The organism is Nonomuraea sp. NPDC026600, assembly GCF_040638335.1.
GTDB lineage: Bacteria > Actinomycetota > Actinomycetes > Streptosporangiales > Streptosporangiaceae > Nonomuraea.
Genome location: NZ_JBEZYD010000058.1, coordinates 1 through 25,508, shown reverse-complemented (window position 1 = coordinate 25,508; position 25,508 = coordinate 1). Strand labels below are relative to the sequence as shown.

General features: G+C 69.6%; 22 protein-coding genes. 1 reads left to right on the top strand and 21 read right to left on the bottom strand.

Translation table 11 applies throughout. The annotated features are described in order from the left end of the window. Positions 1-61 precede the first annotated feature (61 nt). Entirely contained in the window at positions 62-679 is a 618-nt protein-coding gene (nadD, locus tag AB0F17_RS61325) for a nicotinate-nucleotide adenylyltransferase (RefSeq protein WP_358045187.1), read from the bottom strand. A 108-nt stretch (positions 680-787) separates the two neighbouring features. Here nadD and AB0F17_RS61320 point away from each other — a divergent pair, with 108 nt between their 5' ends. Continuing rightward, entirely contained in the window at positions 788-1,819 is a 1,032-nt protein-coding gene (locus tag AB0F17_RS61320; RefSeq protein WP_358045298.1) for a M48 family metallopeptidase, read from the top strand. A 46-nt stretch (positions 1,820-1,865) separates the two neighbouring features. Here AB0F17_RS61320 and AB0F17_RS61315 read toward each other — a convergent pair whose 3' ends face one another. The 20 genes from AB0F17_RS61315 to AB0F17_RS61220 form a co-directional block, all read right to left on the bottom strand. Continuing rightward, the gene (locus AB0F17_RS61315; RefSeq protein WP_358045184.1) at positions 1,866-3,638 is read right to left on the bottom strand and encodes a protein kinase; all 1,773 of its coding nucleotides are present in this window, start codon (positions 3,636-3,638) and stop codon (positions 1,866-1,868) included. 82 nt (positions 3,639-3,720) lie between these two features. Next, the gene (locus AB0F17_RS61310; RefSeq protein WP_358045181.1) at positions 3,721-3,897 is read right to left on the bottom strand and encodes a hypothetical protein; all 177 of its coding nucleotides are present in this window, start codon (positions 3,895-3,897) and stop codon (positions 3,721-3,723) included. Between the two features lie 66 nt (positions 3,898-3,963). After that, positions 3,964-5,244, bottom strand: a complete 1,281-nt coding sequence (locus AB0F17_RS61305; RefSeq protein WP_358045178.1) for a glutamate-5-semialdehyde dehydrogenase — start codon at positions 5,242-5,244, stop codon at positions 3,964-3,966. Positions 5,245-5,285: 41 nt separating this feature from the next. Next, the gene (gene proB / locus AB0F17_RS61300) at positions 5,286-6,404 is read right to left on the bottom strand and encodes a glutamate 5-kinase (RefSeq protein WP_358045175.1); all 1,119 of its coding nucleotides are present in this window, start codon (positions 6,402-6,404) and stop codon (positions 5,286-5,288) included. An 87-nt stretch (positions 6,405-6,491) separates the two neighbouring features. After that, the gene (gene obgE / locus AB0F17_RS61295; RefSeq protein ID WP_358045172.1) at positions 6,492-7,844 is read right to left on the bottom strand and encodes a GTPase ObgE; all 1,353 of its coding nucleotides are present in this window, start codon (positions 7,842-7,844) and stop codon (positions 6,492-6,494) included. 181 nt (positions 7,845-8,025) lie between these two features. Next, positions 8,026-8,283 (bottom strand): 50S ribosomal protein L27, encoded by a 258-nt coding sequence (gene rpmA / locus AB0F17_RS61290; protein WP_358045169.1) that lies wholly within the window; start codon positions 8,281-8,283, stop codon positions 8,026-8,028. A gap of 15 nt (positions 8,284-8,298) precedes the next feature. Then, positions 8,299-8,601, bottom strand: coding sequence for a 50S ribosomal protein L21 (gene rplU / locus AB0F17_RS61285; RefSeq protein WP_103963887.1), 303 nt, complete (start codon positions 8,599-8,601; stop codon positions 8,299-8,301). Positions 8,602-8,802: 201 nt separating this feature from the next. Beyond that, positions 8,803-11,619, bottom strand: coding sequence for an Rne/Rng family ribonuclease (locus tag AB0F17_RS61280; RefSeq protein ID WP_358045165.1), 2,817 nt, complete (start codon positions 11,617-11,619; stop codon positions 8,803-8,805). Between the two features lie 143 nt (positions 11,620-11,762). Then, on the bottom strand, positions 11,763-12,530 hold the full coding sequence (locus AB0F17_RS61275) for a TIGR03936 family radical SAM-associated protein (protein WP_358045162.1): 768 nt from the start codon (positions 12,528-12,530) through the stop codon (positions 11,763-11,765). A gap of 149 nt (positions 12,531-12,679) precedes the next feature. Continuing rightward, complete coding sequence (locus tag AB0F17_RS61270) at positions 12,680-14,590, bottom strand: TIGR03960 family B12-binding radical SAM protein (RefSeq protein ID WP_358045159.1); 1,911 nt, start codon at positions 14,588-14,590, stop codon at positions 12,680-12,682. A 20-nt stretch (positions 14,591-14,610) separates the two neighbouring features. Next, positions 14,611-14,790: a hypothetical protein gene (locus AB0F17_RS61265; RefSeq protein ID WP_358045156.1), complete on the bottom strand. Its 180-nt coding sequence runs from the start codon at positions 14,788-14,790 to the stop codon at positions 14,611-14,613. A gap of 4 nt (positions 14,791-14,794) precedes the next feature. After that, positions 14,795-15,961 carry a rod shape-determining protein RodA gene (gene rodA / locus AB0F17_RS61260; RefSeq protein ID WP_358045153.1) on the bottom strand — a complete coding sequence of 389 codons (1,167 nt, stop codon included), beginning with the start codon at positions 15,959-15,961 and terminating at the stop codon, positions 14,795-14,797. Further along, a complete protein-coding gene (gene mrdA / locus AB0F17_RS61255; RefSeq protein ID WP_358045150.1) occupies positions 15,958-18,117 on the bottom strand; it encodes a penicillin-binding protein 2 in 2,160 nt (719 codons plus the stop codon). Before mrdA ends, rodA begins: the two co-directional genes overlap by 4 nt. Further along, positions 18,114-18,581: a rod shape-determining protein MreD gene (gene mreD / locus AB0F17_RS61250; RefSeq protein WP_358045147.1), complete on the bottom strand. Its 468-nt coding sequence runs from the start codon at positions 18,579-18,581 to the stop codon at positions 18,114-18,116. The genes mrdA and mreD overlap by 4 nt, the downstream gene beginning before the upstream one ends. Next, entirely contained in the window at positions 18,578-19,456 is an 879-nt protein-coding gene (gene mreC / locus AB0F17_RS61245; RefSeq protein ID WP_358045144.1) for a rod shape-determining protein MreC, read from the bottom strand. The genes mreD and mreC overlap by 4 nt, the downstream gene beginning before the upstream one ends. Then, positions 19,456-20,487: a rod shape-determining protein gene (locus tag AB0F17_RS61240; protein WP_358045141.1), complete on the bottom strand. Its 1,032-nt coding sequence runs from the start codon at positions 20,485-20,487 to the stop codon at positions 19,456-19,458. Before AB0F17_RS61240 ends, mreC begins: the two co-directional genes overlap by 1 nt. Positions 20,488-20,945: 458 nt before the next feature. Then, positions 20,946-21,356, bottom strand: coding sequence for a nucleoside-diphosphate kinase (gene ndk / locus AB0F17_RS61235; protein ID WP_214642928.1), 411 nt, complete (start codon positions 21,354-21,356; stop codon positions 20,946-20,948). Between the two features lie 429 nt (positions 21,357-21,785). Further along, the gene (locus tag AB0F17_RS61230) at positions 21,786-23,636 is read right to left on the bottom strand and encodes a hypothetical protein (protein ID WP_358045138.1); all 1,851 of its coding nucleotides are present in this window, start codon (positions 23,634-23,636) and stop codon (positions 21,786-21,788) included. 11 nt (positions 23,637-23,647) lie between these two features. After that, on the bottom strand, positions 23,648-23,986 hold the full coding sequence (locus AB0F17_RS61225) for a DUF4233 domain-containing protein (protein ID WP_214642930.1): 339 nt from the start codon (positions 23,984-23,986) through the stop codon (positions 23,648-23,650). Beyond that, positions 23,986-25,275, bottom strand: a complete 1,290-nt coding sequence (locus AB0F17_RS61220; RefSeq protein WP_358045296.1) for a folylpolyglutamate synthase/dihydrofolate synthase family protein — start codon at positions 25,273-25,275, stop codon at positions 23,986-23,988. Before AB0F17_RS61220 ends, AB0F17_RS61225 begins: the two co-directional genes overlap by 1 nt. Between the last annotated feature and the right edge of the window lie 233 nt (positions 25,276-25,508).

The window sequence follows — 25,508 nt, the reverse complement described above, 5'->3', positions numbered from 1 at the left end:
ATGCCCCTATGTCGAGGGTACCCGTTAGCGCTCCGGAGCCCCACGTACGGCACGAGTACCTTCAGCCCTCCGCATGATAAAGGCCGCGTTTGTTGATGTACTGCACAATTCCATCCGGCACCAGGTACCAGATCGGCTCACCCTTCTCCACCCGCTGCCGGCACTCCGACGAGGAGATGGCCAGGGCGGGGATCTCGAGCAGAGTCACCTTTCCCGGCGGCAGGCCCGGATCGTGCAGTGTGTGACCAGGCCGCGTACATCCCACGAAATGGGCGAGCTCGAACAGCTCCTCGGCGTCCTGCCAGGTGAGGATCGCCCCGAGGGCGTCGGCTCCGGTGATGAAGTAGAGCTGGGCCTGCGGTCCATATATTTCGGAAATATCACGCAAAGTATCGATGGTAAAAGTGGGTCCGGGACGGTCGACATCCACCCGGCTCACCGAGAAACGGGGGTTCGAGGCGGTCGCGATCACGGTCATCAGATAGCGGTCCTCGGGCGCGGACACCTCGCGCTCCGTCTTCTGGTACGGCCGCCCCGTAGGCACGAAGACAACCTCGTCAAGATCGAAGTGGTGGGCAACTTCGCTGGCGGCGACCAGGTGACCGTGGTGTATCGGGTCGAACGTCCCACCCATCACACCCACGCGTCGCAATCCCTGGACACTCGGCGCGTTCATCATGAAAGGACCCTACGCGGAAGCTATCCGGCACCATCATGGCACCCCCCGCGGACCTACGCGGTGACGAACGTGAGGATGAACGCGCACCGTCCCGGCTGCCGACGTAGCATGCCGGGCATGACGACCACCCCGGACCGAAACCGCGTCCAACTGCCCGGCATCTCGTCTCGTGCCTACGAACACCCCGCAGACCGGTCCGCGCTGGTCGCTCTGCGTAAGTTGAGTGGGTTCGACACGGTTCTCAAGCAGATGTCCGGCCTCATCAGTGAGCGCCGCCTGCGCCTGATGTACCTGGCGTCGGCCGTGCGCGTGAGCGAGACCCAGTTCCGCTCCCTCTACGACATGGGGCGCGATGCCGCCTATGTCCTCGACCTGCACCGGATCCCCGAGATCTACGTTCAGCAGGACCCGCAGGTCCAGGCCAAGGCCATCGGCTTCGACGACCCGTTCATCGTCGTGACCACCGGCCTGCTCAACCTCATGAACGAGGAGGAGCAGCGCTTCGTCATCGGACACGAGACCTCGCACATCCTGTCGGGTCACGCCGTCTACCGGACGATGCTCGACATCCTCACCCGCCTGGCCACCCGCGTCGCCTGGATCCCGCTCGGCTACATCGGCCTGCGCGCGATCGTCGCCGGCCTGGAGGAGTGGTACCGCAAGTCGGAGCTGTCCTCCGACCGCGGCGGCCTGCTCACCGGCCAGGACCCCGACGCGGCCAAGCGCGCGCTGATGAAGCTGGCCGGCGGCGCCTACACCCACGAGATGAACATCGAGGCGTTCCTGGAGCAGTACCAGGAATACGACACCGCGGGCGACCTTCGCGACGGCTTCCTCAAGGTGCTCAACCTGCTCGGCACCACCCACCCGTTCGCCGTGGTGCGCGTGGCCGAGCTCGACAAGTGGCACCGCGGCGGCGAGTACGAGCGCATCATCGGCGGCGACTACCCGCGCAGGGAGGACGACCCCAACGCCCGCGTCACCGACGAGATCAAGGCCGCGGCCGAGTCCTACCGCGCGTCGTGGTCCCAGTCGCAGGATCCGTTCATCGGCGTGCTGCGCGACGTGGCAGAGGGCGCGGTCAACGCGGGCGAGCGCATCTTCAACCGCTTCTCCCGCCGCGACGGCGGCGAAGGCTAGCTCAACAGTCACAGAAGCGTTCAGCGATCAAAGCAGCGTTCAGTGGTCAAAGCAGCAACGCGATAGCGCGCACCGCCGCCGCGCACAGGGCGACGAACCCGCCCAGCACGGCCAGTGCGCGCAGCCCTTCCCTGCGCAGGTCCGGCAGACGAGCGCCGACCCGCTCGATCTCGCGTCCGGTGATGCCGCCGCACAGCATCCCGAACACGACACCCGCGGCGGTGACCGGCGCGGGCTGCTGCCACCAGTCGGAGTCGATCTGACCGCCACCGATCAGCCAGAGCGCGCCACCCGCCGCCATCGCGACGGGCACGCCCGGCCACGCCACGGCGGTCGCGGTCGCCCCGGCGAACGCGAACGGGAAGAGCACCACACGCAGGGTCACCCTTACCCGGCGTGACACGCGCTTCCTGACCATCCAGTGGCTCATCCAGAGCGTTCTGGTCAGCAACACGAACACGGCGGTGATCCCGATCGTGGCGATCGGCCAGATCACCGACGCCACCACACACGGCACTGCCAGCACAGCGAGCAGCAGCAGCGCCGCGTTGCCCGCGGGCAACGCGGTGGCGCCCGACTCCGACCTGAGCCCGGTGTTGCGGGTGCCCGCCATCCGGGGCTTCCCGGTCACGACCCTCGCGCGGCTCCGTACGGGCGTCGCCTTCACGCCCTCGCCCGTACGGCTCCGCAGCACCGCGCTCTTCCCGTCCGTGGCCATGCGGCCCCGGGGTGCGGGCACCTTTCCGTCCGTACTCGTACGGCCTCGAGGCGCCGGGACCTTCCCGTCCGCGTTCGACCGTGTACGTGGAGCGGGAACCTTCCCGTCGTCGGCCGTACGCGTGCGGGGCTTGGCCTCCTCACCGGTCCGGCTCCGCGGCTTGGCCTCTTCACCGGTGCGGCTACGCGGCTTGACGTCCTCCGCCGCCGTACGCGTGCGCGGCTTGGCCTCCTCGCCGGTACGGCCGCGTACCGCGGCGCCCTCCTCGGCCGGGGACACCGCGCGGGCGGGATCGGGCTCGGGCGGGCTGGTCACCTTGGCCAGCCGTGACAGGCGGTCGGCGAGCAGCGCGGCCGTCGGGCGCTTGCCCGGCTCGCGGTTCAGTGCGGCCCGCACCAGCGACAGCAGCGCCACCGGCACGCCCTTGAGGTCGGCCTGCCCGTTGAGCACCGCGTACATCTGCGCCTCGGCCGTCCCCCGCCCGAACGTCGGCCGCCCGGTCGCCGCGAAGGACACCGTCGCCGCCCACGCGTGGATGTCGGCGGGCGAGTCGACCTGCTCGTCGGCGAAGATCTCGGGCGCCGTGTAGCCGGGCGTGCCGAGGAAGGTGCCGGTCATGGTGAGCCGGGTGGCGTCGTGCACCTGCGCGATGCCGAAGTCGATGAGGACCGGGCCCTCGGCGCCCATGAGGATGTTCGCGGGCTTGAGGTCGCGGTGCACCACCCCGGCCGCGTGGATGATCGCGAGCGCGGTGGCGATGCCCTGCGCCAGCTCGACCAGCTGCGCCATGTTGAGCGGGCCGCTGTGGCGTACCCGATCGAGCAGCGTGGAGCCCTCGATGTGCTCCATGACGAGGTACGGCCGGTCGCACGACAGGTCGGCGTCGAGCACCTTGGCCACGTACGGGCTCTCGACCCGGCGCAGGGCCCGGACCTCGCGTTCGAGCCTGACCCGCATGGAGTGGTCTTCGGCCAGGTCGTGCAGGACCTTGAGGGCGACGCGCTCGCCACGGCGGGAGCTGGCGAGGTAGACCTCGCCCATGCCGCCCCGGCCGAGCCTCTCGAGCAGGGTGTACGGCCCGACCTTGCCGAGCTTGGTCACCGTCCCTCCCCGCCCGGCGCGCCCATAAGGGACACAACCCTAGCGCTGGGAACGCTGACAGCGCTTGCGGCGCGCCGAAGCTTTATTGGCGGGGTTGCTCGGACAGCATGCTGTCGAGCTCGGCCGTGGGTTCCGTCGACAGGTCCTTCCGGCCCTTCCTTCGCCAGTGGATGTGGCCGCGGCTCTCCAGCCACAGCAGCAGCCGGTCCGCGCCGAACAGCACCGCGGCCGAGCAGGCCAGGGCGATGACCATCTCCATGATGTCCAGTCAACCGAGCTCCTCCGCTGACCGGTCACACCGACACGCCGCCGCTGCCCAATCCCGTCAGGCGCCTGACCTGGGAATGACCGTACCGGCTGACGTGCGTAGATGCCCTTCGCCGGTATAGACCCATTTGGTGGACGTCAGCTCGGGCAGGCCCATCGGGCCACGCGCGTGCAGCTTCTGGGTGGAGATGCCGATCTCCGCGCCGAACCCGAACTCGGCGCCGTCGGTGAACCGGGTGGAGGCGTTGACCGCGACGGCCGCCGAGTCGACCAGCGACACGAACCTGCGCGCCGCCCGCTGCGACCGGGTGACGATGGCATCGGTGTGGCCCGAGCCGTAGCGCCGGATGTGGGCGACGGCCTCCTCCAGCGAGCCGACGACGGCGGCGGCGATGTCGAGCGAGAGGTATTCGGCGAGGAAGTCTTCTTCGGTGGCCGGCTCGACCTCGCCGTAAGCGGCGATCCGGTCGTCGCCGTGCACGGTCACGCCCGCGTCCTTGAGCGCCTGGAGCGCCCTGGGCACGAACGCGTCGGCGACCTCGGCGTGGACCAGGAACGTCTCGGCCGCGTTGCACACCGACGGCCGCTGCGCCTTGGCGTTGATCAGGATGTCGACGGCCAGGTCCAGGTCGGCGTCGGCGTCGATGTACACGTGGCAGTTGCCGACGCCGGTCTCGATCACCGGAACCGTCGACTCCTCGACCACCGAGTTGATCAGCGACGCGCCACCGCGCGGGATCAGCACGTCGACCAGGCCGCGGGCCCGCATCAGCTCCTTGACGGAGTCGCGCGTGAGACCTGGCACGAGCTGCACCGCCCCCGAGGGCACCTCGGTGCGCTCCAGCGCCTCCTGCATGACCCGCACCAGCACGGTGTTGGACGAATAGGCACTGGACGAGCCCCTGAGCAGCGCCGCGTTGCCGCTCTTGAGACAGAGCGCGGCGGCGTCGACGGTGACGTTGGGGCGGCCCTCGTAGATGATGCCGATCACACCCAGCGGCACCCTGAGCTGGCGCAGCTCCAGGCCGTTGGGCAGCGTGCTGCCGCGGATCACCTCTCCGACGGGGTCGGGCAGGTCGGCCACCTGGTGCACGGCCTCGGCGATGGCCTGGATCCTGCGCCCGTCGAGACGCAGCCGGTCGATCATGGTCTCCGGCGTGCCCTGCTCCCGCGCCTGCGCCACATCCTTGGCATTGGCCTCGACGATCTCGGCGGTGTGGGCGACGAGCGCGTCGGCGATGGCGCGCAACGCCCGGTCCTTGGGCGCCCGCGGCAGCGGGGCCAGCTCGGCGGCGGCCTCTCGCGCCGCGCGGGCGACCTTCAGGAACTCCTCGGACATCACACGCTCCTCTGCCGGGGTACTGTCAGCGCCCCGGCTGCTTAGTTGTGGGCTTCCAGTATGACGATGTCGTCGCGGTGGATCAGCTCGCGTTCGTATTCTGGACCGAGCTCGTTGCCCAGGTCTCGGGTCGAGCGCCCGAGCAGCCCGGGGATCTCTCCCGCGTCGAAGTTGACCAGCCCCCGCGCCACCACTGCGCCGCGCGGCCCGCACAGGTCCACCGGGTCTCCGGCCGCGAAGTCGCCCTCCACCGAGGTGACCCCGGCGGGCAGCAACGACTTGCGCCTGGCGACGATGGCCTCCACCGCGCCAGCGTCGAGCAGCAGCCGCCCGCGTCCCGTGGTCGCGTGGGCGAGCCAGAGCAACCGGGTGCCGGGGTGCCGGCCGCCCGGGTGGAAATATGTCCCGATATCGGCCCCGGCCAGCGCCTGGGCGGCGTGCGCGGCGGCGGTCAGCACGACGGGCACCCCGGCGCCGGTGGCGATCCTGGCGGCCTGCACCTTGGTGACCATGCCGCCGGTGCCGACGGCCGCGCCGTTCTTGCCCAGTTCGACGCCGACCAGGTCTTCGGGACCGCGGATCTCGGCCAGCCGCCGCGACCCGCTGCGGCTCGGCGGGCCGTTGTAGAGGGCGTCGACGTCGGAGAGCAGGACCAGCGCGTCGGCGTGGATGAGGTGGGCGACCAGGGCCGCCAGGCGGTCGTTGTCGCCGAAGCGGATCTCGTCGGTGGCGACGGTGTCGTTCTCGTTGACGATCGGCACGATGCCGAGCTCCAGCAGCCGGTTGAGGGTGCGCTGGGCGTTCGCGTGGTGCGCGCGGCGCATCATGTCGTCGGCGGTCAGCAGCACCTGCCCGACGCGCAGGCTGTAGCGGGCGAAGGAGGAGGTGTAGCGGGCGACCAGCACACCCTGGCCGACGGACGCGGCGGCCTGCTGGGTGGCCAGGTCGCGGGGGCGCGCGGTCAGCCCCAGCGGGCCGAGGCCCGCCGCGATCGCCCCCGAGGAGACCAGGACCAGTTGCGTCCCGGCGCGGCGGCGGGTGGCCAGCACGTCGACCAGTGCGTCGACCCGGTCGACGTCGATCATCCCCTGAGGGGTGGTGAGCGACGACGAACCGACCTTGACGACGACCTTTGACGCTGAGCTGATCTGTTCCCGCACGCTTCGAAGCCTATCTGAGCCCGGCCACCCGTCTCCGCCCGGTTTCCCCGCCCCCGGCGGGGGCCTGAGGCCGCCGCTGCGGCGGCTCTAGCCGAACCTGTTGTCGGAGCCGCGCGGTCCCTGTCGTACGGACTCGGCGTTGAGCGTGGGCTGCCAGTCGAAGACGTACCCGCCCTCCATCGACCCGATGACGACCTCGGCGCCCGCGGTGGCCCCGGCCTTGACCAGTTGCCCCTCGACACCCAGCCGCTCCAGCCGGTCGGCCAGGTAGCCGACGGCCTCGTCGTTGGTGAAGTCGGTCTGCCTGATCCAGCGTTCGGGCTTCTCACCGGTGATCTGGAAGAGGTTGTCGTTGACCCGGCGGACGCTGAACCCGGCCTCGCCGAGCTGCTTGGGCCTGAGCACCAGGCGCGTGGGCTCCTCGACGGGCTTGGCGGCCCTGGCGGCGGCCACCCATTCGCCCATCGCGAACGTCAGCTCCCGCAGCCCGTCGTGGGTGGCGGCCGAGACGGTGAACACCCGCAGCCCCCGCTCCTCGAACTCGCCCCTGACCAGATCGGCCAGCTCACGGGCGTCGGGCACGTCGGCCTTGTTCAGGACGACCATGCGGGGGCGGTCTTCGAGCTTGCCGTACGCCTCGAGCTCGGCCTCGATCACCTGATAGTCGGTGATCGGGTCGCGTCCCGGCTCCATGGTGGCGCAGTCGATGACATGAATCAGCATGTCGCACCGCTCGACGTGGCGCAGGAACTCGTGCCCGAGCCCCTTGCCCTGCGACGCCCCCGGGATCAGCCCCGGCACGTCGGCGACAGTGAAAATGGTCTCACCCGCGGTGACCACGCCCAGGTTCGGGATCAGGGTGGTGAACGGGTAGTCGGCGATCTTCGGCCGGGCCGCGGACAGGGCCGCGATCAGCGAGGACTTCCCCGCGCTGGGGAACCCGACGAGCGCCACGTCGGCCACGCTCTTGAGCTCCAGCATGACGTCGAGCGCGTCCCCCGGCTCCCCGAGCAACGCGAACCCGGGCGCCTTGCGCTTCGTGGAGGCCAGCGCCGCGTTACCGAGCCCTCCGTAGCCGCCTTCGGCGATGACGTATCGGGTCCCGACGCCCACCAGGTCGACGATCACCTCACCGGAGTCGGCGTCCTTGACGACCGTCCCGTTGGGCACCGGAATGATGACATCCCCGCCGTTGGCCCCGTCCCGGTTGGACCCATGGCCCTGCTTCCCGTTGTCGGCCTTGCGATGTGGCCTGTGGTGGTATTCGAGCAGTGTGGAGGTGCTGGGATCCACCTCAAGGATCACCGCGCCGCCGCGCCCGCCGTTACCGCCGTCGGGCCCGCCCAGTGGCTTGAACTTCTCCCGGTGAACGGACGCACACCCGTTGCCCCCGTCACCCGCCTTGATGTGCAACACCACTTGGTCCACAAAGTCAGCCATCCCGGCCCCTCCTCCTAGGCCGATCAAGGCCCATCACATAACCCAGTCCACGGACCGGGGCCAAGAACGCGCACGTCACGGCCCCCGGCCACGTCCACCGCGCTGAGCCGTACGCCATATAAACGCACTCAGGGACGGATCGAGAACCCGATCCGCCCCTGAGCAGGAAACTCTAAAAAATCTACTCCGCCACCGGAACGATGCTCACGGCGCGGCGTCCGCGCTTGAGACCGAACTGCACGTGGCCGGGGGCCAGCGCGAACAACGTGTCGTCGCCACCGCGCCCGACATTGTCGCCGGGGTGGAAGTGCGTGCCACGCTGCCGGACGATGATCTCGCCCGCGTTGACCAGCTGGCCGCCGAAGCGCTTGACGCCCAGGCGCTGGGCGTTGGAGTCACGGCCGTTCCGGGTGGACGACGCGCCCTTCTTGTGTGCCATCTCTCTAGCTCCCGATCAGGCCTGGTCGATACCGGTGATCTTCACCTGGGTGTACCGCTGACGGTGACCCTGGCGCTTCTTGTAACCGGTCTTGTTCTTGTACTTGAGGATGCGGATCTTCGGGCCCTTGGTCTCACCGAGAATCTCGGCGCTCACCATGAACTTGCCCGCCTCCGTGGTCACATCGCCGTCGTTGACGACGAGCACCGTGGGCAGCGAAACCGAAGAGCCGACCTCGCCGGCGACCTTGTCCACCTCGAGGACGTCACCGACGGAGACCTTCTGCTGCCTGCCGCCGCAACGAACGATCGCGTACACCGCGGAACCCTTCTACTGACTTCTGAATGCTGCGCCCGGCATTCGGTGCTGTCTGGAACCGACGAACCGAGTAGGCGCGCGAACAGGGCACGCCGCTGGACGCACCGATTCTCAAGAGTACCGGATTAACGGTGCCCTGGTCGAACCGGACGGATCGTCGGGGTAGTCCGCCGAGGAGCGCTCCCTTGCGGGAGCGCCTGGCTACTCGGCTGACTTTGCTCGGCGGGAGCGTCGCCGCCCCCTGCCGGAAGTCTGACCCGCCTGGTCGTCCTCAGCCGGGACGTCTTCAAGCGCATCGGTCACGGTATCACGGCTACCGGAGTCCTTGGCCGCGGAGACCTTGTCGGTGACCGCCTTCTCGATGGCCATCTTGCCCTGGGTGCCGCGTGGCTCGGGCTTGGACTCGACCGGCTCCGTGGAGACGATCAGACCCCGCCCGTTGCAGCAGTCACACGGCGTCGAGAACGCCTCCAGCAGCCCCTGGCCGACCCGCTTACGCGTCATCTGGACCAGGCCCAGCGAGGTCACCTCCGCCACCTGGTGCTTGGTCCTGTCGCGCGCCAGGCACTCCAGCAGCCGCCGCAGCACCAGGTCACGGTTGGACTCCAGCACCATGTCGATGAAGTCGATCACGATGATGCCGCCGATGTCGCGGAGCCTGAGCTGGCGGACGATCTCCTCCGCCGCCTCCAGGTTGTTGCGGGTGACGGTCTCTTCGAGGTTGCCGCCCTGCCCGGTGAACTTGCCGGTGTTGACGTCGACGACGCTCATCGCCTCAGTGCGGTCGATCACCAGCGAGCCGCCGCTGGGCAGCCAGACCTTCCGGTCCATCGCCTTGCTGAGCTGCTCGTCGATCCGGTACGACTCGAACACGTCGCCCTGCTCCGTGTCCCACCTGGACAGGCGCTCGCCGAGGTGCGGCGCGACGTACTTGACGTACTCGTCGACCGTCTCCCACGCCTCCTCACCCTGCACGACCAGCGAGGTGAAGTCCTCGTTGAAGACGTCGCGGACCACCCGGACGGTCAGGTCCGGCTCGGCCGAGAGCAGCTCGGGCGGACTGGCCGACTTGGCCTTCTTCTGGATGTTCTCCCACTGCGCCGACAGGCGGGCCACATCGCGGGCCAGCTCGTCCTCCGAAGCGCCCTCCGCGGCCGTACGCACGATGACGCCGGCGTTCTCGGGCATGACCTTCTTCAGGATGCTCTTGAGCCGGGTGCGCTCCTTGTCGGGCAGCTTGCGGCTGATGCCGGTCATCGAGCCGTCGGGCACGTACACCAGGTAGCGGCCCGGCAGGCTGATCTGCGACGTCAGGCGGGCGCCCTTGTGGCCGATCGGGTCCTTGGTGACCTGCACCAGCACCGACTGGCCGGACTTCAGCGCCGCCTCGATGCGCTTGGGCTGGCCTTCCAGTCCCGCGGTGTCGAAGTTCACCTCGCCGGCGTACAGGACGGCGTTGCGGCCCTTGCCGATGTCGACGAAGGCGGCCTCCATCGACGGCAGGACGTTCTGCACCTTGCCGAGGTAGACGTTGCCGACGTAGGACTGGCTGGCCTCGCGGTTGACGTAGTGCTCGACGAGCACGCCGTCCTCCAGCACCGCCATCTGGGTGCGGTCGCCCTGGCGGCGCACCACCATCATCCGGTCGACCGACTCACGCCTGGCCAGGAACTCCGACTCGGTGATGATCGGCGGACGCCGGCGGCCGAGCTCGCGGCCCTCACGACGGCGCTGCTTCTTGGCCTCGAGCCTGGTGGAGCCGCGCACGCTCTGCACGCCGTCGGCGGAGACGTCGTGCGCGGCGGCGCGGCCCGTGCGGGGCGCGCGGATGCGCACGACGGTGTTGGGCGGGTCGTCGACGGCGGGCTCGGCGCCGTCGTCGGCACCGCGACGCCTGCGCCGGCGCCGCCGGCGCGAGCTGGACGCCTCTTCTTCCTGAGGCTCGTCGCCCTGGTCCTCGTCGGACTCGTCCGACTCGTCGTCGGAGTCGTCACGCTCGCGCGCCTTGCCACGGCCCCGTCCGCCACGGCGGCGGCGACGGCGGCGGCTGCCGCCCTCCTCCTCCTGCTCGTCGTCGGCGGTGTCGGCCTCCTCGTCCGTGACCGCCTCCGCGGCCTCCTCGGGCTCGGGGGCCGGCGGCTCGGGCTGCGGCTGCGGCTCGGGACGCCGGGTCGCGGCGGGCTTGGCCTGGGTCGGGTCCGGGGCCTGGAACAGCGGCGCGAAGATGGCGGCTGGGCGCTGGAACGCGGTGCCCTGCTGGCGCTGCGTGTGCGCGGACAAGCCGAACGGGTCGGCGAACAGGCTCGGCCGGTCGTCCTCGTCGAGGTCCTCGCCGGCGGGCTCGTCGTCCAGCGGCTCGTCCTCGGGCAGGAGCTCGACGACGTCTTCTTCGGCATCAGCGCTGCCGGACCGCTCGGCGGCCACCTCACCGACGCCTGCCGCGACCTCGGCGGACCGTCCCGAATCCGCCTCGACGCTCTGAGCGGCCTCCTCAGGCTCTGTCTTCTTACGGGTGCGGCGACGCTTGGCGGGAGCGGCCTCGACGGCCTGCTCACCCCCCTCAGCCGCTTCTGGGGCGCTCACGACCGCATCGCCGGTGGCGGTTACGCTCTCAGGGACCCCACCGCTGGTGTCCTGCGCGCTCTCCGCGACCTCGCCGTCGGCCTCCGCGGCCTTCTTGCTGGTACGGCGGCGCGTCGTCGTCGCCGTCGACCGAGTCCTCGTCGCCCTCTTGGGCTTCTCCTCGGTAGCGGTATCAGTGGCTTGTGCCACAGCGCCATCGGTGGCCTGGGCCACGACGTCATGCGCGGCCTGCGCCACAGCGGTCTCGACCGGGCTCACGGGCTCGGCCGGGACCGTGGCCGTGGTCACGCTCGGGGCCGTCACGGACGACTCGTCGGGCAGCTCGGGCGGCGGTCCCGCCGGCCGGCTTGCGGAACGGCGACGCCTGGTCACCGCGGGCTCTTCAGTTGTCTCCCCGCCGGGGCCATTGGCCCCATTGGGCTCGTTCTCGAGCATGCGGGCGCTCTCCCGTCAGCCCCCGGGCGCGTCGCCGCGCCGCGCAGGAGCTCTCGTGTCTCGTTGTCCGCCCGCACCCCTCGGAAGGGGCACAGGCGCCAAGTCCTGTCAGCGGTCGTACCCCGCTCACGCAAGGCACTTCCTTAACCGTCGACGTGCTCACCCGCCGAACCCCTCTCGCCGCCGCGCGTAATGTCGCGGTCCAGGTCGAGCGGGTCGGCAAGCGCACCGGTGCTGGCGTCAAGCGGCCCCTGCGCCAGCCTGGTCACCTCGGGGGGAACCGGCGGCGCGAAGTCGGCCACAAGGCGTAGCCCTGTGAGCACATCGTCGGGTCGTACGGCAGGAATCACGTGCCGAACAACCATGCGCAGTATGACACACGACTGTCCGGGCACCTGAGCTGCGGTTCTGTCTGTCCCCTCGGGCACCTCGAGCCTCAGCACCGCCTCCCGGGCGTCGAAGCGTCGGGGCCCCTTCTTGGTCAGGCGTTCGACCTCCACGGCCTCGGCGGCGAGGAATTTCGCCACCGCCGTCTCCGCGAGCTCCCAGTCGGCGCCGGGCAACCGCACATCCCACTCAGATGCCTCCAAGCGGTCGGCCAGCCCACCAACAGTGGCCTCTACGACGTCGAGCACGTCAAGACCGGGCGGCAGCGAGCCGTCCAAGGCATCACGGATCTGTGCGGGTTCGCACGGTTTCGTGACGCCGATCTCGAGATATTCGGCTTCGCTGGCGACGCCGGTCGGCACCGCACCCGCGTAGGAGATCTTCGGATGGGGTGAGAAGCCCGCGCTGAAAGCCACCGGAATGCCGGAACGGCGGACCGCCCTCTCGACGGCCCGTGAGATGTCACGGCTGCTGGTGAAGCGCAGGCGTCCGCGCTTGGCGTAGCGCACACGCAGGCGCTGCACCGTAGGCGCGGGCGGAGGCCCATCGGGAACAGGTTTCAGAGCTGGTCGTCCTTCCCGTGTAAGAGTTCCTTCGTCTCAGGATATGCCGCTCCGGAGCCGCAACGTCCCGGATCATGTACGGCGAGGCACTGACCGCGCACTCAGCGCGGCTAGACCACCGTGAGAGGAAGGAGTTTCTTACCTGTCGGGCCGATCTGAATGTCGGTGCCCATGGTCGGGCAGACCCCGCAGTCGTAGCACGGAGTCCAGCGGCAGTCCTCGACCTCGGTCCCGGACACGGCCTCCTGCCAGTCCTGCCAGAGCCATTCGCGGTCGAGCCCGGCGTCGAGGTGATCCCATGGCAGGACCTCGTTCTCCTCGCGCTCTCGCACGGTGTACCAGTCGACGTCGATGCCGGCCTTCTCGGCCGCGGTCATCCAGCGCTCGTAGGAGAAGTGCTCGCTCCAGCCGTCGAAGCGCCCGCCGTCCTCCCAGACGGCCCGGATCACCGCGCCGACCCGGCGGTCGCCGCGCGACAGCAGGCCCTCCACGATCGACGGCTTGCCGTCGTGGTAGCGGAAGCCGATGGCCCTGCCGTAGTTCTTGTCGCCGCGCAGTGAGTCACGCAGCGCCTTGAGCCGCCGGTCGACGGTCTCGTGGTCGGCCTGGCTCGCCCACTGGAACGGCGTGTGCGGCTTGGGCACGAATCCGCCGATGGAGACGGTGCACCGGATGTCGCGCGAACCGGTGATCTCGCGGCCCGCCTTGATGACCTTCTTGGCCAGGTCGGCGATGCCGAGCACGTCCTCGTCGGTCTCGGTGGGCAGCCCGCACATGAAGTACAGCTTGACCTGCCGCCAGCCCTGCGAGTAGGCGGTGGTGACGGTGCGGATCAGGTCTTCCTCGGTGACCATCTTGTTGATCACCCTGCGCATGCGCTCGGACCCGCCCTCGGGGGCGAAGGTGAGGCCGGAGCGCCGGCCGTTCCTGGAGAACTCGTTGGCCAGGTCGATGTTGAACGCGTCGACCCGGGTCGAGGGCAGGGACAGTGAGGTGTTGGTGCCCTCGTAGCGGTCGGCCAGGCCCTTGGCCACCTCGCCGATCTCGGAGTGGTCGGCGGACGACAGCGACAGCAGGCCGACCTCGTTGAAGCCGGACTCCTTGATGCCGTTCTCGACCATGGCGCCGATCGTGGTGATCGACCGCTCGCGGACCGGGCGGGTGATCATGCCCGCCTGGCAGAAGCGGCAGCCGCGCGTACAGCCGCGGAAGATCTCCACGCTGAACCGCTCGTGCACGGTCTCGGCCAGCGGGACCAGCGGCTTCTTCGGGTAGGGCCACTCGTCGAGGTCCATGACCGTGTGCTTGTGCACCCGCCACGGGACGTCGGACCTGTTGGGCGCGACCCTCTTGATGCGGCCGTCGGGGTGGTAGTCGACGTCGTAGAACTTCGGCACGTAGACGCCGCCGGACTCGGCCAGCCGCATGAGCAGCTCGTCGCGCCCGCCGGGGCTGCCCTCGCCCTTCCACTCGCGGATGACCTCGGAGATGGCGATCGCGATCTGCTCGCCGTCGCCGAGCACGGCCGCGTCGAGGAAGTCGGCGACCGGCTCGGGGTTGAAGGCCGCGTGGCCGCCCGCCAGCACGATCGGATCGTCGTCGCCCCGCTCGACGGCCAGCAGCGGGATGCCCGCCAGGTCGAGCGCGTTCAGCATGTTGGTGTAGCCGAGCTCCGTGGAGAACGACAGACCGAACACGTCGAAGGCGCGCACCGGCCGATGGGCGTCCACGGTGAACTGCGGAATGCCCTCGGCGCGCATGAGCGCCTCGAGGTCGGGCCAGACGGCGTAGGTCCGCTCGGCCAGCGTGGCGGGCAACTCGTTGAGGATCTCGTAGAGGATCGCGACGCCCTGGTTGGGCAGTCCGACCTCGTACGCGTCCGGATACATGAGCGCCCACCGCACATCGGCGGAATCCCAGTCCTTCACGGTCGAGTTAAGCTCACCCCCGACATACTGGATGGGCTTCTGCACCTTGGGCAGCAGCGCTTCCAGGCGGGGGAAAATCGACTCGACAGTCATAGCACCCAGCGTAGCGGCGCTCAGACCGTGGCAGATCCCGGGATGTCGATGTCGTTCCCGCTGAGGACGATGATCTTGTGTCCCTCGTAACAGGTCAGCTCGACGGCGATGACGCCGCTGGCGAGGTTGTGCACGGCTGTGACATGGCTGGCGGGCAGGAGGAAGCGCTCCTCGCACTCGTCGCAGTAGGCCAGAAACATACTTCTAATTAAACGTCTGTTCGCGGATTCTGATCGACTGAAGCAGCCCGATCGAGATGAGATTCGCGAACGTGGCCGTCCCGCCGTACGAGACGAACGGCAGCGGCAGCCCGGTGATCGGCATGATGCCGATGGTCATGCCGATGTTGACGAACGTCTGGAAGGCCAGCCAGCACACGATCGTCCCGGCCACCAGCGAGCCGAACCTGTCGTCGCACAGCCTCGCGATCCTCAGCCCGCGCACCAGCACCACGCCGAGCAGCAGCACCACGGTGAGCGAGCCGAGGAACCCGAACTCCTCCCCCGCGACCGTGAAGATGAAGTCGGTGTGCTGCTCGGGCACGAACCGGCCGGTCGTCTGCCCGCCGTCGAACAGCCCCTTGCCGAACAGTTGCCCCGAGCCGATGGCGATCAGCGACTGCGTGCTGTTGTAACCGACACCCCGCGGATCGACACGCGGGTCGAGAAAGGCGGTGAAACGCGCGATCTGGTACGGCTCCAGCATCTGGAACGCGAACACGCAGAACACCCCGGCCCCGGCGATCAGCGTCAGCAGGATGATCCACCTCTTGCGCACTCCCGCGATCACCAGCCCGGCGGCCGTGATCACGGCCAGCACGAGCGTGGTGCCGAGGTCGGGCTGCAACATCACCAGCCCCATCGTCAGCACCGCGGCGAACAACGCGAACCCGACGTCCAGCCCGCGCGGCCGATCGGTGCCCTCGCCGGGCTGGGCCAGCAGCATCGCGATGATGAGCAGCAGGCCGAGCTTGGCGAACTCCGACGGCTGCACGGCGAAGCCGCCACCCAGCAGGATCCACGAGTGCGAGCCGTTGATCGTCGCACCCAGCGGCGTGATCACCAGTCCCAGCCCGGCCAGGGAGAGCAGGAACGCCAGCGGCGCGTACGCCCGTATCGCGCGATGGTCGACAACGGTCACCGCCGAGCACAACAGCGTCCCGATGACGACGTTGAGCAGGTGCTTCTTGACCAGCCCCGTCGAGCCGGGCGCCCAGGTGCGGGTCGAGGACCAGACCAGCAGCGTGCCGATCACGCAGAGCGCGGCGACCGCGACCAGCATCACCCCGTCGAGCCGCCACATGGCCGACTGCGCGCCCACCGCCCGCCGGGCGAACGAGCGCCGCCCGCCCATCAGCGTGCGGTCCATCATCCCCCTGCCTCCGTGACGCCCTCCCCCATGGTGTCCTTGCCCGTGCCGCCCTCCCCTGTGCTGTCCGCCACCGTGGTGCGCGTGCCCACCGTGCCCTCGGTGACCGTGCCGTCCGCCACTGTGCCGTCGGCCGCGATCTTCGGCAGCTTGGACACCGGCCGGCCGGCGGGCAGCGCGGGTTTGCCGTGTTTACCGAAGCCGAAGATGCCCTCGTAGATCTCGCGTGCGGCGGGCGCGGCGGTGGAGGCGCCCATCCCGCCCTGCGAGACCATCACGACCACGACGAAGTGCGGATCGTTCGTCGGCGCGAATGAGGCGAACCAGGAGGTGTCCTCCTTGCCCCACACTTCCGCGGTGCCGGTCTTACCGCCGATCCGCACCTTGTTCATCGGGAACCCGGCGAACGCCCCCGCCGCGGTGCCGTCGGAGGGCACATCGCTGAGCGCGTCCTTGATGTAGAGGCGTTCCTTCTTCGACAGCGGCAGCTCACCGACCACCGGCACGTCGATGCGCCTGACCAGCGCGCCGTCGGGCCGGACCGTCGCCCAGCCGATGCGCGGGCTGCGCAGCTTCCCGTCGCTGACCAGCGCCGCGTACGCCCTGGCCAGTTGGAGCGGCGTCACCAGCACGTCGCCCTGGCCGATCGAGAAGTTGGCCGAGTCGCCCGCCCGCAGCAGGAAGCCTTCGAGGCAGTTCTCGTTGGCCAGCCGCTTGAGGAAGTCCGCCCGCGACTTGTCGGCCACCTCCGGGTAGCCGGTCTTGGCGCGCCGGCAACTGTTGCCGCTGGTCTGGGCCCACATGTTCTTCTTCCAGGCGCGGTCGGGGATGCGCCCGGACGACTCGCCCGGCAGGTCGATGCCCGTCGGCTTGCCGAACCCGAACCCCTTGGCCGTGTTGGCGAACACCTCCTTCGGCGTCCTCTTGGGATTGAGCCCGCCGTCCTTGAGCCACTGGGCGTAGCCCGCGCTGTAGAAGATCGTGTCGCACGACTTGACCAGTGCGGTGTGCAGGTTCATGGAGCCGAGGCCGATGCCGTGGAAGTTGTGGAAGGCCCGGTCGCCCACCATGACCGCCCCCGGGCAGTCGTAGGTGCCGTTCAGCGGGTATCCGGCCCGCAGCATCGAGGTCACCGACGACACCTTGAACGTCGAGCCGGGCGCGAACATCCCGTTGAGCGCCCGCGACACCAGCGGCTTGCCCGTGGAGTCCGACAGCAGCCGCTGATAGCCGCGGTCCGAGATGCCGCCCGCCCAGACGGCCGGGTCGTAGCCGGGCGCGCTGGCCAGCGCGAGCACCCGCCCGGTCTTGGGTTCGAGCACGACCGCGGCGGCGCCGTCCGCCTTGGGGGCGTTCTTCATCGCGTGCTGCAGCGCCTCCTCGGCCAGGGCCTGCACGCGGGCGTCGATGCTGGTGACCAGCGTGTCGCCGCTGATGGGCGCCACCTGCTCCTCCACCCCGATGGCCTTGCCCATCCTGTCGACCTGCACCCGGCGCAGCCCGGCCTTGCCGCGCAGCTCGTCGTCGTAGATGTACTCGAGGCCGTCGCGCCCGACCAGATCGACGCCGGAGAAAGCGGCCTTCAACCCTTCGCGCTTCTCCAACTCGGCCGCGGTGACCGGCTGCAGGTAGCCGAGCATCTGCGCGCCGGCCTTGCCGCCGGGGTACTGCCTGACGGACTGCACCTCGGCGGAGACGCCGGGAAACTCCTCCTGCCGTTCCAAGATCTGCAGCGCCTCGCGGGTGTCCGCCCGCTCCTCCACCGGGATCGGCTGGTACGGCGAGCCGGTCCAGCAGGGCTTGCTCACCCCGGGCCCGCACGGCGTGATGCGCTTCTGCAGCTGCTTGACCGGCTCGCCCAGCACCTCACCGAGCTTGCGCAGGACCGGAACGCCCTGCTCGGGCATCCTGATCAGCCCGGTCCTGTCGATCGAGACGACCAGCGAGGTCTGGTTGCGCACCAGCGGCCGCCCGGAGGAGTCGAGTATCTGCCCGCGCACGGCCGGCACGATCACCGAACGCGTCCTGGTCTCCGTGGCCCTGGTGACCAGCTCCTGCCCCCGCACCACCTGCACCTGCCACAGGCGCAGGCTGAGCACCGCCAGCACCCCCATCACGATCACCTGGAGCATGACCAGCCGGGTCCGCATCCTGATCATTGCGGGAACCTCGGCTGCGGCCTGTCGCGGGTGACCAGCCAGATGACCAGCGGCGAGACGATCAGCGTGTAGACGACCGTCACCGGAACCTGGTCGGTCAGAGTCGAGAGCGTCACCCGCGGATCCGCGATCAGGCCGCCGAGCGCGGCGGCCACCAGCGGCGCCATCAGCACGCACAGGACGACGGTGGTGGCCGCGCCGCCGACCCCCCGCCCGGCGACATAGCCGACCAGCGCGAACACGAACGCGTACTGCCCCACCAGATGCGCCGTCGGCGGCACGACGTCGACCAGCAATCCGGCGCAGAACCCGATCACCGTCCCCGCCACGGGCCCGCGCAGCAGCGCCATCGCCACCACGGCCAGCAGCACCAGGTCGGGCGCTCCCCCACCCGGCAACCCCAGCCGGTTGACCAGCATGACCTGCAGCAACACCGCCGCCAGCACGCACAGCCCGACTATCATCCCGGCCCCTCCTTGGGTGGTAGCACGGCGTCCCTCGGGTCCTTGGCGGGCGCCCCCACCACCACGCCGACCACGTCGAGCGCGGTCAGGTCCGCGTACGGCCTGGCGTACGCGATACGGGTCAGCTCGCCCGGCGTCGCCTCCACCCGCTCGATCACCCCGATCGGCACCCCGGGCACGTACGGCGCGCCGCGCTGGGAGCCGAAGCTGACGATGCGGCCGCCGCGGTTGATCGCCGCCGTCGAGTCCAGCAGCCGGAACCGTACGAGCCGTCCGTACTCCCCCACCCCGTGCACGACGCCGATCTCCTGGCCCCCTTCGAGCCTGGCGCCGGCGGCCGAGCCCGGGTCGCTGATCAGCACCACGGTCGAGGAGTCGGCGGACGCCTGGATGACCCGGCCGACCAGCCCGTCGCTGTTGAGCACGGTCATCTCGGGGCGTACGCCGTCACCGGTGCCGACGTCGATCTGGACGGCGTCCTCGAAGCCGGGCTGGCCGCGCCTGGCGACCACGTTCGCCGTCACGATCTTGTAGCCGCCGAGCCCCGCCATCCCGAGCAGGCGCTTCAACTCCGCGGACCGGGCGGCGTCGAGCCGGCCCGCGGCCAGGCCGGCCCGCAGCCTGGCGTTCTCGGCCTTGACCCGGTCGAGCTCGTTCTGGGCGCCGGGGGCGTTGACGATGGCGTGGAAGAAGCTCCCGACCGGCCGGACCACGGAGCCGCCGGCCTCCTCGACCGTACCGAAGAACCAGGAACCCATCGCGCGCAGTGGCCACAGCGGCGAGGCCGCGCCGGCCCGGTGGTCGACGGTCAGGATGACCAGCGCCACCGTGAGCAGCGTTCCTAGGATCAGCCGGGCGCGGCGCGACTCTCTCATCAGCGACGTGACTCCGGCACGAGTACCTGGTGCAGCGCTTCGAACTCCTCGACGCACTTGCCCGAGCCGAGCGCCACCGAGTCGAGGGGGTTCTCGACGAGGTGGACGGGCATCCCCGTCTCGGCCCTGACGCGCTCTTCCATGCCCTTGAGCAGCGCGCCGCCGCCGGTGAGCGCGATGCCGCGGTCCATCAGGTCGCCGGACAGCTCCGGCGGGCACTTGTCGAGCGTGGTCTTGACGGCGTCGACGATGGTGTTGACCGGCTCCTCCGTGGCCCTGCGGATCTCCTCACCGGACACCACGATCGTCTTCGGCAGGCCGCTGACCAGGTCACGACCGCGGATCTCGGCATGCGAGTCCTCACCGATGGGGCAGGCCGAGCCGATGGCCATCTTGATCTCCTCGGCGGTGCGCTCGCCGAGCATGAGGGAGTATTCCTTCTTCGCGAAGGTGATCACCGCCTGGTCGAGCTCGTCGCCGCCGACCCTGATCGACTGGCTGGTCACCACGCCGCCCATGGAGATGATGGCCACCTCGGTGGTGCCGCCGCCGATGTCGACGACCATGTTGCCGGTCGGCTCGTGCACCGGCAGCCCCGCGCCGATCGCCGCGGCCATCGGCTCCTCGACGATGTAGACCTTGCGCGCCCCGGCCTGGTAGCCGGCCTCCTTCACCGCCCGCTGCTCAACCCCCGTGATGCCGCTGGGCACGGCGATGATGATGCGCGGCTTGGCAAAGTGCCGCCTCTTGTGGACCCTTTGGATGAAATATCGAAGCATCCGCTCGGTGACATCGAAATCGGCGATCACGCCGTCTTTGAGCGGCCGGACGGCCACGATGTTGCCCGGCGTCCGCCCGATCATGCGCTTGGCCTCGATGCCGACCGCGACGATCTTCCCCGTGACCGTGTTGATCGCGACGACCGACGGCTCATTGAGCACGATGCCCCGGCCGCGCACGTAGACCAGCGTGTTGGCGGTGCCGAGGTCGACCGCCATATCACGGCCGAGAAACGCGAGCTTGCTGCCCATGGGGAACGGAGCCTTCCGTAACGTCGTTCGCGAATGACTACGGATCGAATTCGAATCGTAACGTGACGTTACCCACCAGGGCACGCAATGAGCCCCCTGTGCCCCACAAATTCTTCAGCCCATCCGGGAGCCCCGATGCCACCGCAGACGACGGACAACATTCGTCCTCCGTTTTGCACCGTTTTGACGCACCCCCCGTCCGGCTCAGCGCTCTCCACGGAACACGGCTGACGACGCGCACGTCACGGTGCCCGGCCACCTCCACCGGAGGAGCGTGCCCCTGGACAGACCCCTTGCCCGTGCGCCGGGTGGGGCTCACCGGGCCGGCCGTACAAGATCGTAAAAGAACCCGGCCACCTCGACGACGCGTGCGGTCCCGTACGGCGGGTCCTGGCGGCGCGAAACGGCACAAAAAAGCGCCCGCCATCGTGGCGGGCGCTCGGGAGGAACAGGAAGAGCTAGAACCGGTCCGGGAAGAAGATCTTGATCTCCCGCGCGGCCGACTCGGGCGAGTCGGAGCCGTGGACGATGTTCTCGCCGATCTCCAGCGCGTGGTCGCCGCGGATCGTGCCGGGCGCCGACTTGACCGGGTCCGTGAGCCCCGCCAGCGCGCGGAACGCCTCGACGGCGCGCGGCCCCTCCAGCACCAGCGCGACCAGCGGCCCCGAGGTGATGAACTCGACCAGCTCACCGAAGAACGGCCGCTCGGAGTGCTCGGCGTAGTGGGCCTTGGCGGTGTCGACGTCGAGAGTGCGCAGGTCCATCGCCGCGACCTTCAGGCCCTTGCGCTCCACACGGGCGATCACGTCACCGATGAGGCCACGCTTCACCCCGTCGGGCTTGATCAGGACAAGAGTGCGCTCGGACACTTGAGGTTCTCCTTCGAACAGGGTGTGGGTCGGAGTGGCGGCCACATGCACCGGCCTGGCTCCCACAGGGGAATCGGCCCCGGGACGCAGACCACTCGCGTCAAGGTGGCTGCCGCTCAGCTTACCGCCCCACGACGGCTCCCCCGTTTCCCGCCATCAAGCCGCATCGACGCCCACGTACGAGCGCACCAACGCGACCCGCTCTCCTCGCGCCACCTTGTACGACCCACCCACTGGCGCGCCACCTATCCGCGCCGGGCAACCCGCGCCGACCACCCGTATCCATGCGACCCCGAACACCGGAGCACCATCCACCCAACCGCGCCTGTACGGCCCCTCACCGGCGCCTCAGCCACCAGCAGCGGTTTCGGGCACTCACCGTCCAGGAACACTCGGCCCACAGGCAGGCGGCATCCCTGGGAAGCGGCCCTACGGGGAGGTGGTGTCCTCGGGCGACTGGGCCTGGGGCGGGACGGGCGGGACCGGACCGGTCTCCTCGGCCGCCCCCTCCGTACCCGCGGCATCCCCTCCGGCCGCGCCGTCGGCGGCGCTGGAGGCCGCCTTCCCGGCGTCGCCAGAGCCGGACGCCCGCTCTCTCCTGGCAGCCACCGCCCCACGACCGGAGAAGTCGTTCGCCGGATCGGACACGGAGACGCGCGGTATCGCCCCGGTAGGCCAATCCTCATCCCCGGCCCCCGGCTGGGCAGGCACCTCAATGGCATCCACCCCCGACGGCGGTCGGCGACGCTCAGACCCGTCACCCCTCAGCGCACGGGACTCCGCCGCAGCCTCCGTGACTTCCCCAGCGACCTCCGCACCCGGCGAAGAAACCAGATCATCGGCCGAAGAAGCCGGCTCACCGTCCACCGACGACGCCTCGACCACCGGAGCCGCCCGCCGCGTGAACAACTCGGACAGGACGATGACCGCCACCACAAGGAACCCGCCGATCAGCGACCACAGATGCAACGTGCCCACGAACCGGTCCACCAGTTGCTGCGCCACCGTGACCCCACGCAGCATCTTCAACTGCACCCCGGTGGCCAGCAGATAACCAGCCAGAACACCGGGAAAACACAGCGCCAACCCGAACAGCGCCGCCCCGATGCCCGCCTGGTTGAGCGCGGACGTGAGCGCCACCGCCGCGCCCGCCGCCAGCAGCGTGAACGGGATCACCAGCACGAGCCCGTCGGCCGCCGGCACCACGACCCGCACCGAACACAGGCCGACCACCATCGCCAGCAGCCCCAGCGGCACGAGCCACCGCGCTCCCGCGAACAGCCGCACCGCGACGGCAGCGGCCAGCGCCAGCAGGCCCGCCACCAGGAACGGGATCCACAGCCCGGTCACGCCCGGCCCACCGAGCAGGCCCGGCCCGCCCAGGCCGCGCATCTCCACATATGTGACCTGAGCCAGGCTCGGCAGCAACACGATGCCGACCGCGACCATGACGTACGCCAGCGTGCGTCCCTCGCGGCTGCCGAGGTAGGCCATCACGAGCAGCGCCACGATCGCCAGCACGGCCAGCAGGATGACCAGGCCGGCCCCCCACTCCTCACTCGCGGTGCTGATGGCGACCACGGCGATGCCCACCGCGGGCACGCTCGCGAGCAGCAGGCGGCTGGATTCGCTTGCCCGCGGCGTGGGCATCTGCGGCTGGCCCTGCAGCAGCCAGACGACGAAGTAGACGGCCGCCAGCGCGAGGGCGATGCCCGTCAGCAGGGGGTACGGCTGGAGCGTGACCCTCCAGTCGTCCACGTCGTCGAGCGGCCACAGCGCGAGCGCCTGGGCGGTGAGCAGGCTGAACGCCAGCATGCCGGTCCAGATGGCGCGCAACGCCATGGGACGCTCCCAGGCCGCCACCAGCGTGGCGGGAATGAGCAGGCCCGCGCCGACCCCGTGCAGCACCCGCAGCACCGCCACCAGGAACGTCGAGCCCGCGAACCCGCCCGCGGCATCGGCCAGGGCGAGCACGGCGAGCCCGCCGAGCAGCATGTGCGGGACCTTGACGTGGCGCAGCGCCACCGCGGCGAGCGGCACCGTGAGAATCATCGCCGGGAGCGCCAGCCCGTGCGCGCGCATCAGCGCCAGCTTGTCGAAGCCGTCGGGCAGCAGACCCGAGACCACGGACACGGTGTTGGGGATCGCGATGATCGCCAGTGGCAACGCGACGAGGATGAGCAGCCCGAGCACCGAGTCGAGCAACCACGGGAACCTGACGCCTGCGCTGGGTCCCGCGCTTGACGCGTTCAGGGACCGCTGGATCGGGGGGACGGCCATGTTCGCCGACTTTAGCGGGAAGTCACGCCCTCGACACGGCGAGCGACGAATATCGCGGTAATCCATAGCGCCGCGAAGATCACTCCCAGGAAGAACATCGTCGGCACGAGGAACCCCGTGCCGATGGCCAGGACCTGCAGAATGCTGCCCGCGACGTACGCGAAGGGCCGCTTGAGCAGCCCGGCGACGACCACGCACAGCACCGCGAGCCCGATACCGACAGTGACCGCCACCGCCGTCTCGACGCCGCTGTTGATCGCCACCGGCGTAATCAATCCGGCGACGATGGCCTCCATGCCGAGCACGCTGGCGCCGAGCCGGCGCATGCCTGGAGTGACCTGAAAGTTCATCACACACCGTCCGCCTTGAGCAGATGACGGGCATCTCCCGCCGTCACGACCGACCCGGTGATGAGCACGCCCGTGCCACTGAACTCGCCCTGAGCGTCGGCGATGCCGATGCCCATGTCGATGGCCTCGTCGATACGTTCGACGATCCGCACCCTGTCTTCGCCGAACAGGGGTACGGCCACTGCCGCCAGCTCGGCGGGCGACATCGACCGGGGAGAGGAGTTACGCGTGACGACGATCTCGTCGAGAATCGGCTCCAGCAGGTCGAGCAGGGTGTGCACGTCCTTGTCACGCATCACCGCGACGACGCCGACGACCTTGGCGAAGTCGAACGCCTCCTGCATGGCCTCGATCGACGCCTGCATGCCGCCCGGGTTGTGCGCCGCGTCGACGACGACCGTGGGATCGCGGCGCAGGATCTCCATCCGCCCCGGTGACGACGCCTGCGCGAACGCCGCCCGTACGAGCTCGACGTCGAGCGGGTCGTCGCCCCCCGTCAGAGCCTCCACAGCGGCCAGCGCGCAGACCGCGTTGCTCGCCTGGTGCTCGCCGTAAAGCGGCAGGTAGACCTCCTCGTAGACGCCCTTGAGGCCGCGCAGAGTGAGCAACTGTCCGCCCATCGCCACCTCACGCGCCAGCACACCGAACTCAAGCCCCTCACGCGCGACCACCGCGCCGACGTCGGCGACCCGCCGCATCAGCACCTGGGCGGCTTCGACCTCCTGCTGGGCGAATATGGCCGTGGCACCGGGCTTGATGATGCCCGCCTTCTCCCCGGCGATGCTCGGGATGTCGGGCCCGAGCCTGTCGGTGTGGTCGAGCGAGATCGGCGTGATGACCGCCACGGTGCCGTCCGCGACATTCGTGGCGTCCCAGGAGCCGCCCATGCCCGCCTCAACGACCGCCACGTCCACCGGAGTGTCGGCGAACGCGGCGAAGGCCATGGCCGTGAGCAACTCGAAGAACTGGATCCGCCGGCCCTGCGTGTCGGCCAGCTCAACGTAAGGGGCGATCTCCTCGTACGCCTCGGCGAAACGCTCCTCGCTCAGCGGCTCCCCGTCGACGGTGATGCGCTCGCGAACCGAGACGAGATGCGGGCTCGTGAATCGACCCACGCGCAGGTTGCGCTCCTTGAGCAGCGCCTCGGTCAAGCGCGCCGTGCTCGTCTTACCGTTTGTGCCCGCTATGTGTATGACGGGGTACGCCTGCTGGGGCGAGCCGAGCAGGTCCATGAGAGCCGCGATCCGGTCCAGCGTCGGCTCGAAGTCCCACTCGACGCCTCGCTCCATGATCGCGCGTTCAACCGCACGATAGTCCACTCCTCAACCCTACTGACCATATGGAGCGCTCCCCCACGCCGGCCACCCGATGATCAGCGGTTTCGGTACCTGGGGCCACCGGCGTGCTTGCCACAAACCGCCCCTATAAACGCAGAAAGGGCCCCACGCGTATGCGTGGAGCCCTTTCTGAATCAAAGATTGTCCGGCGGTGACCTACTCTCCCACACCCTCCCGAGTGCAGT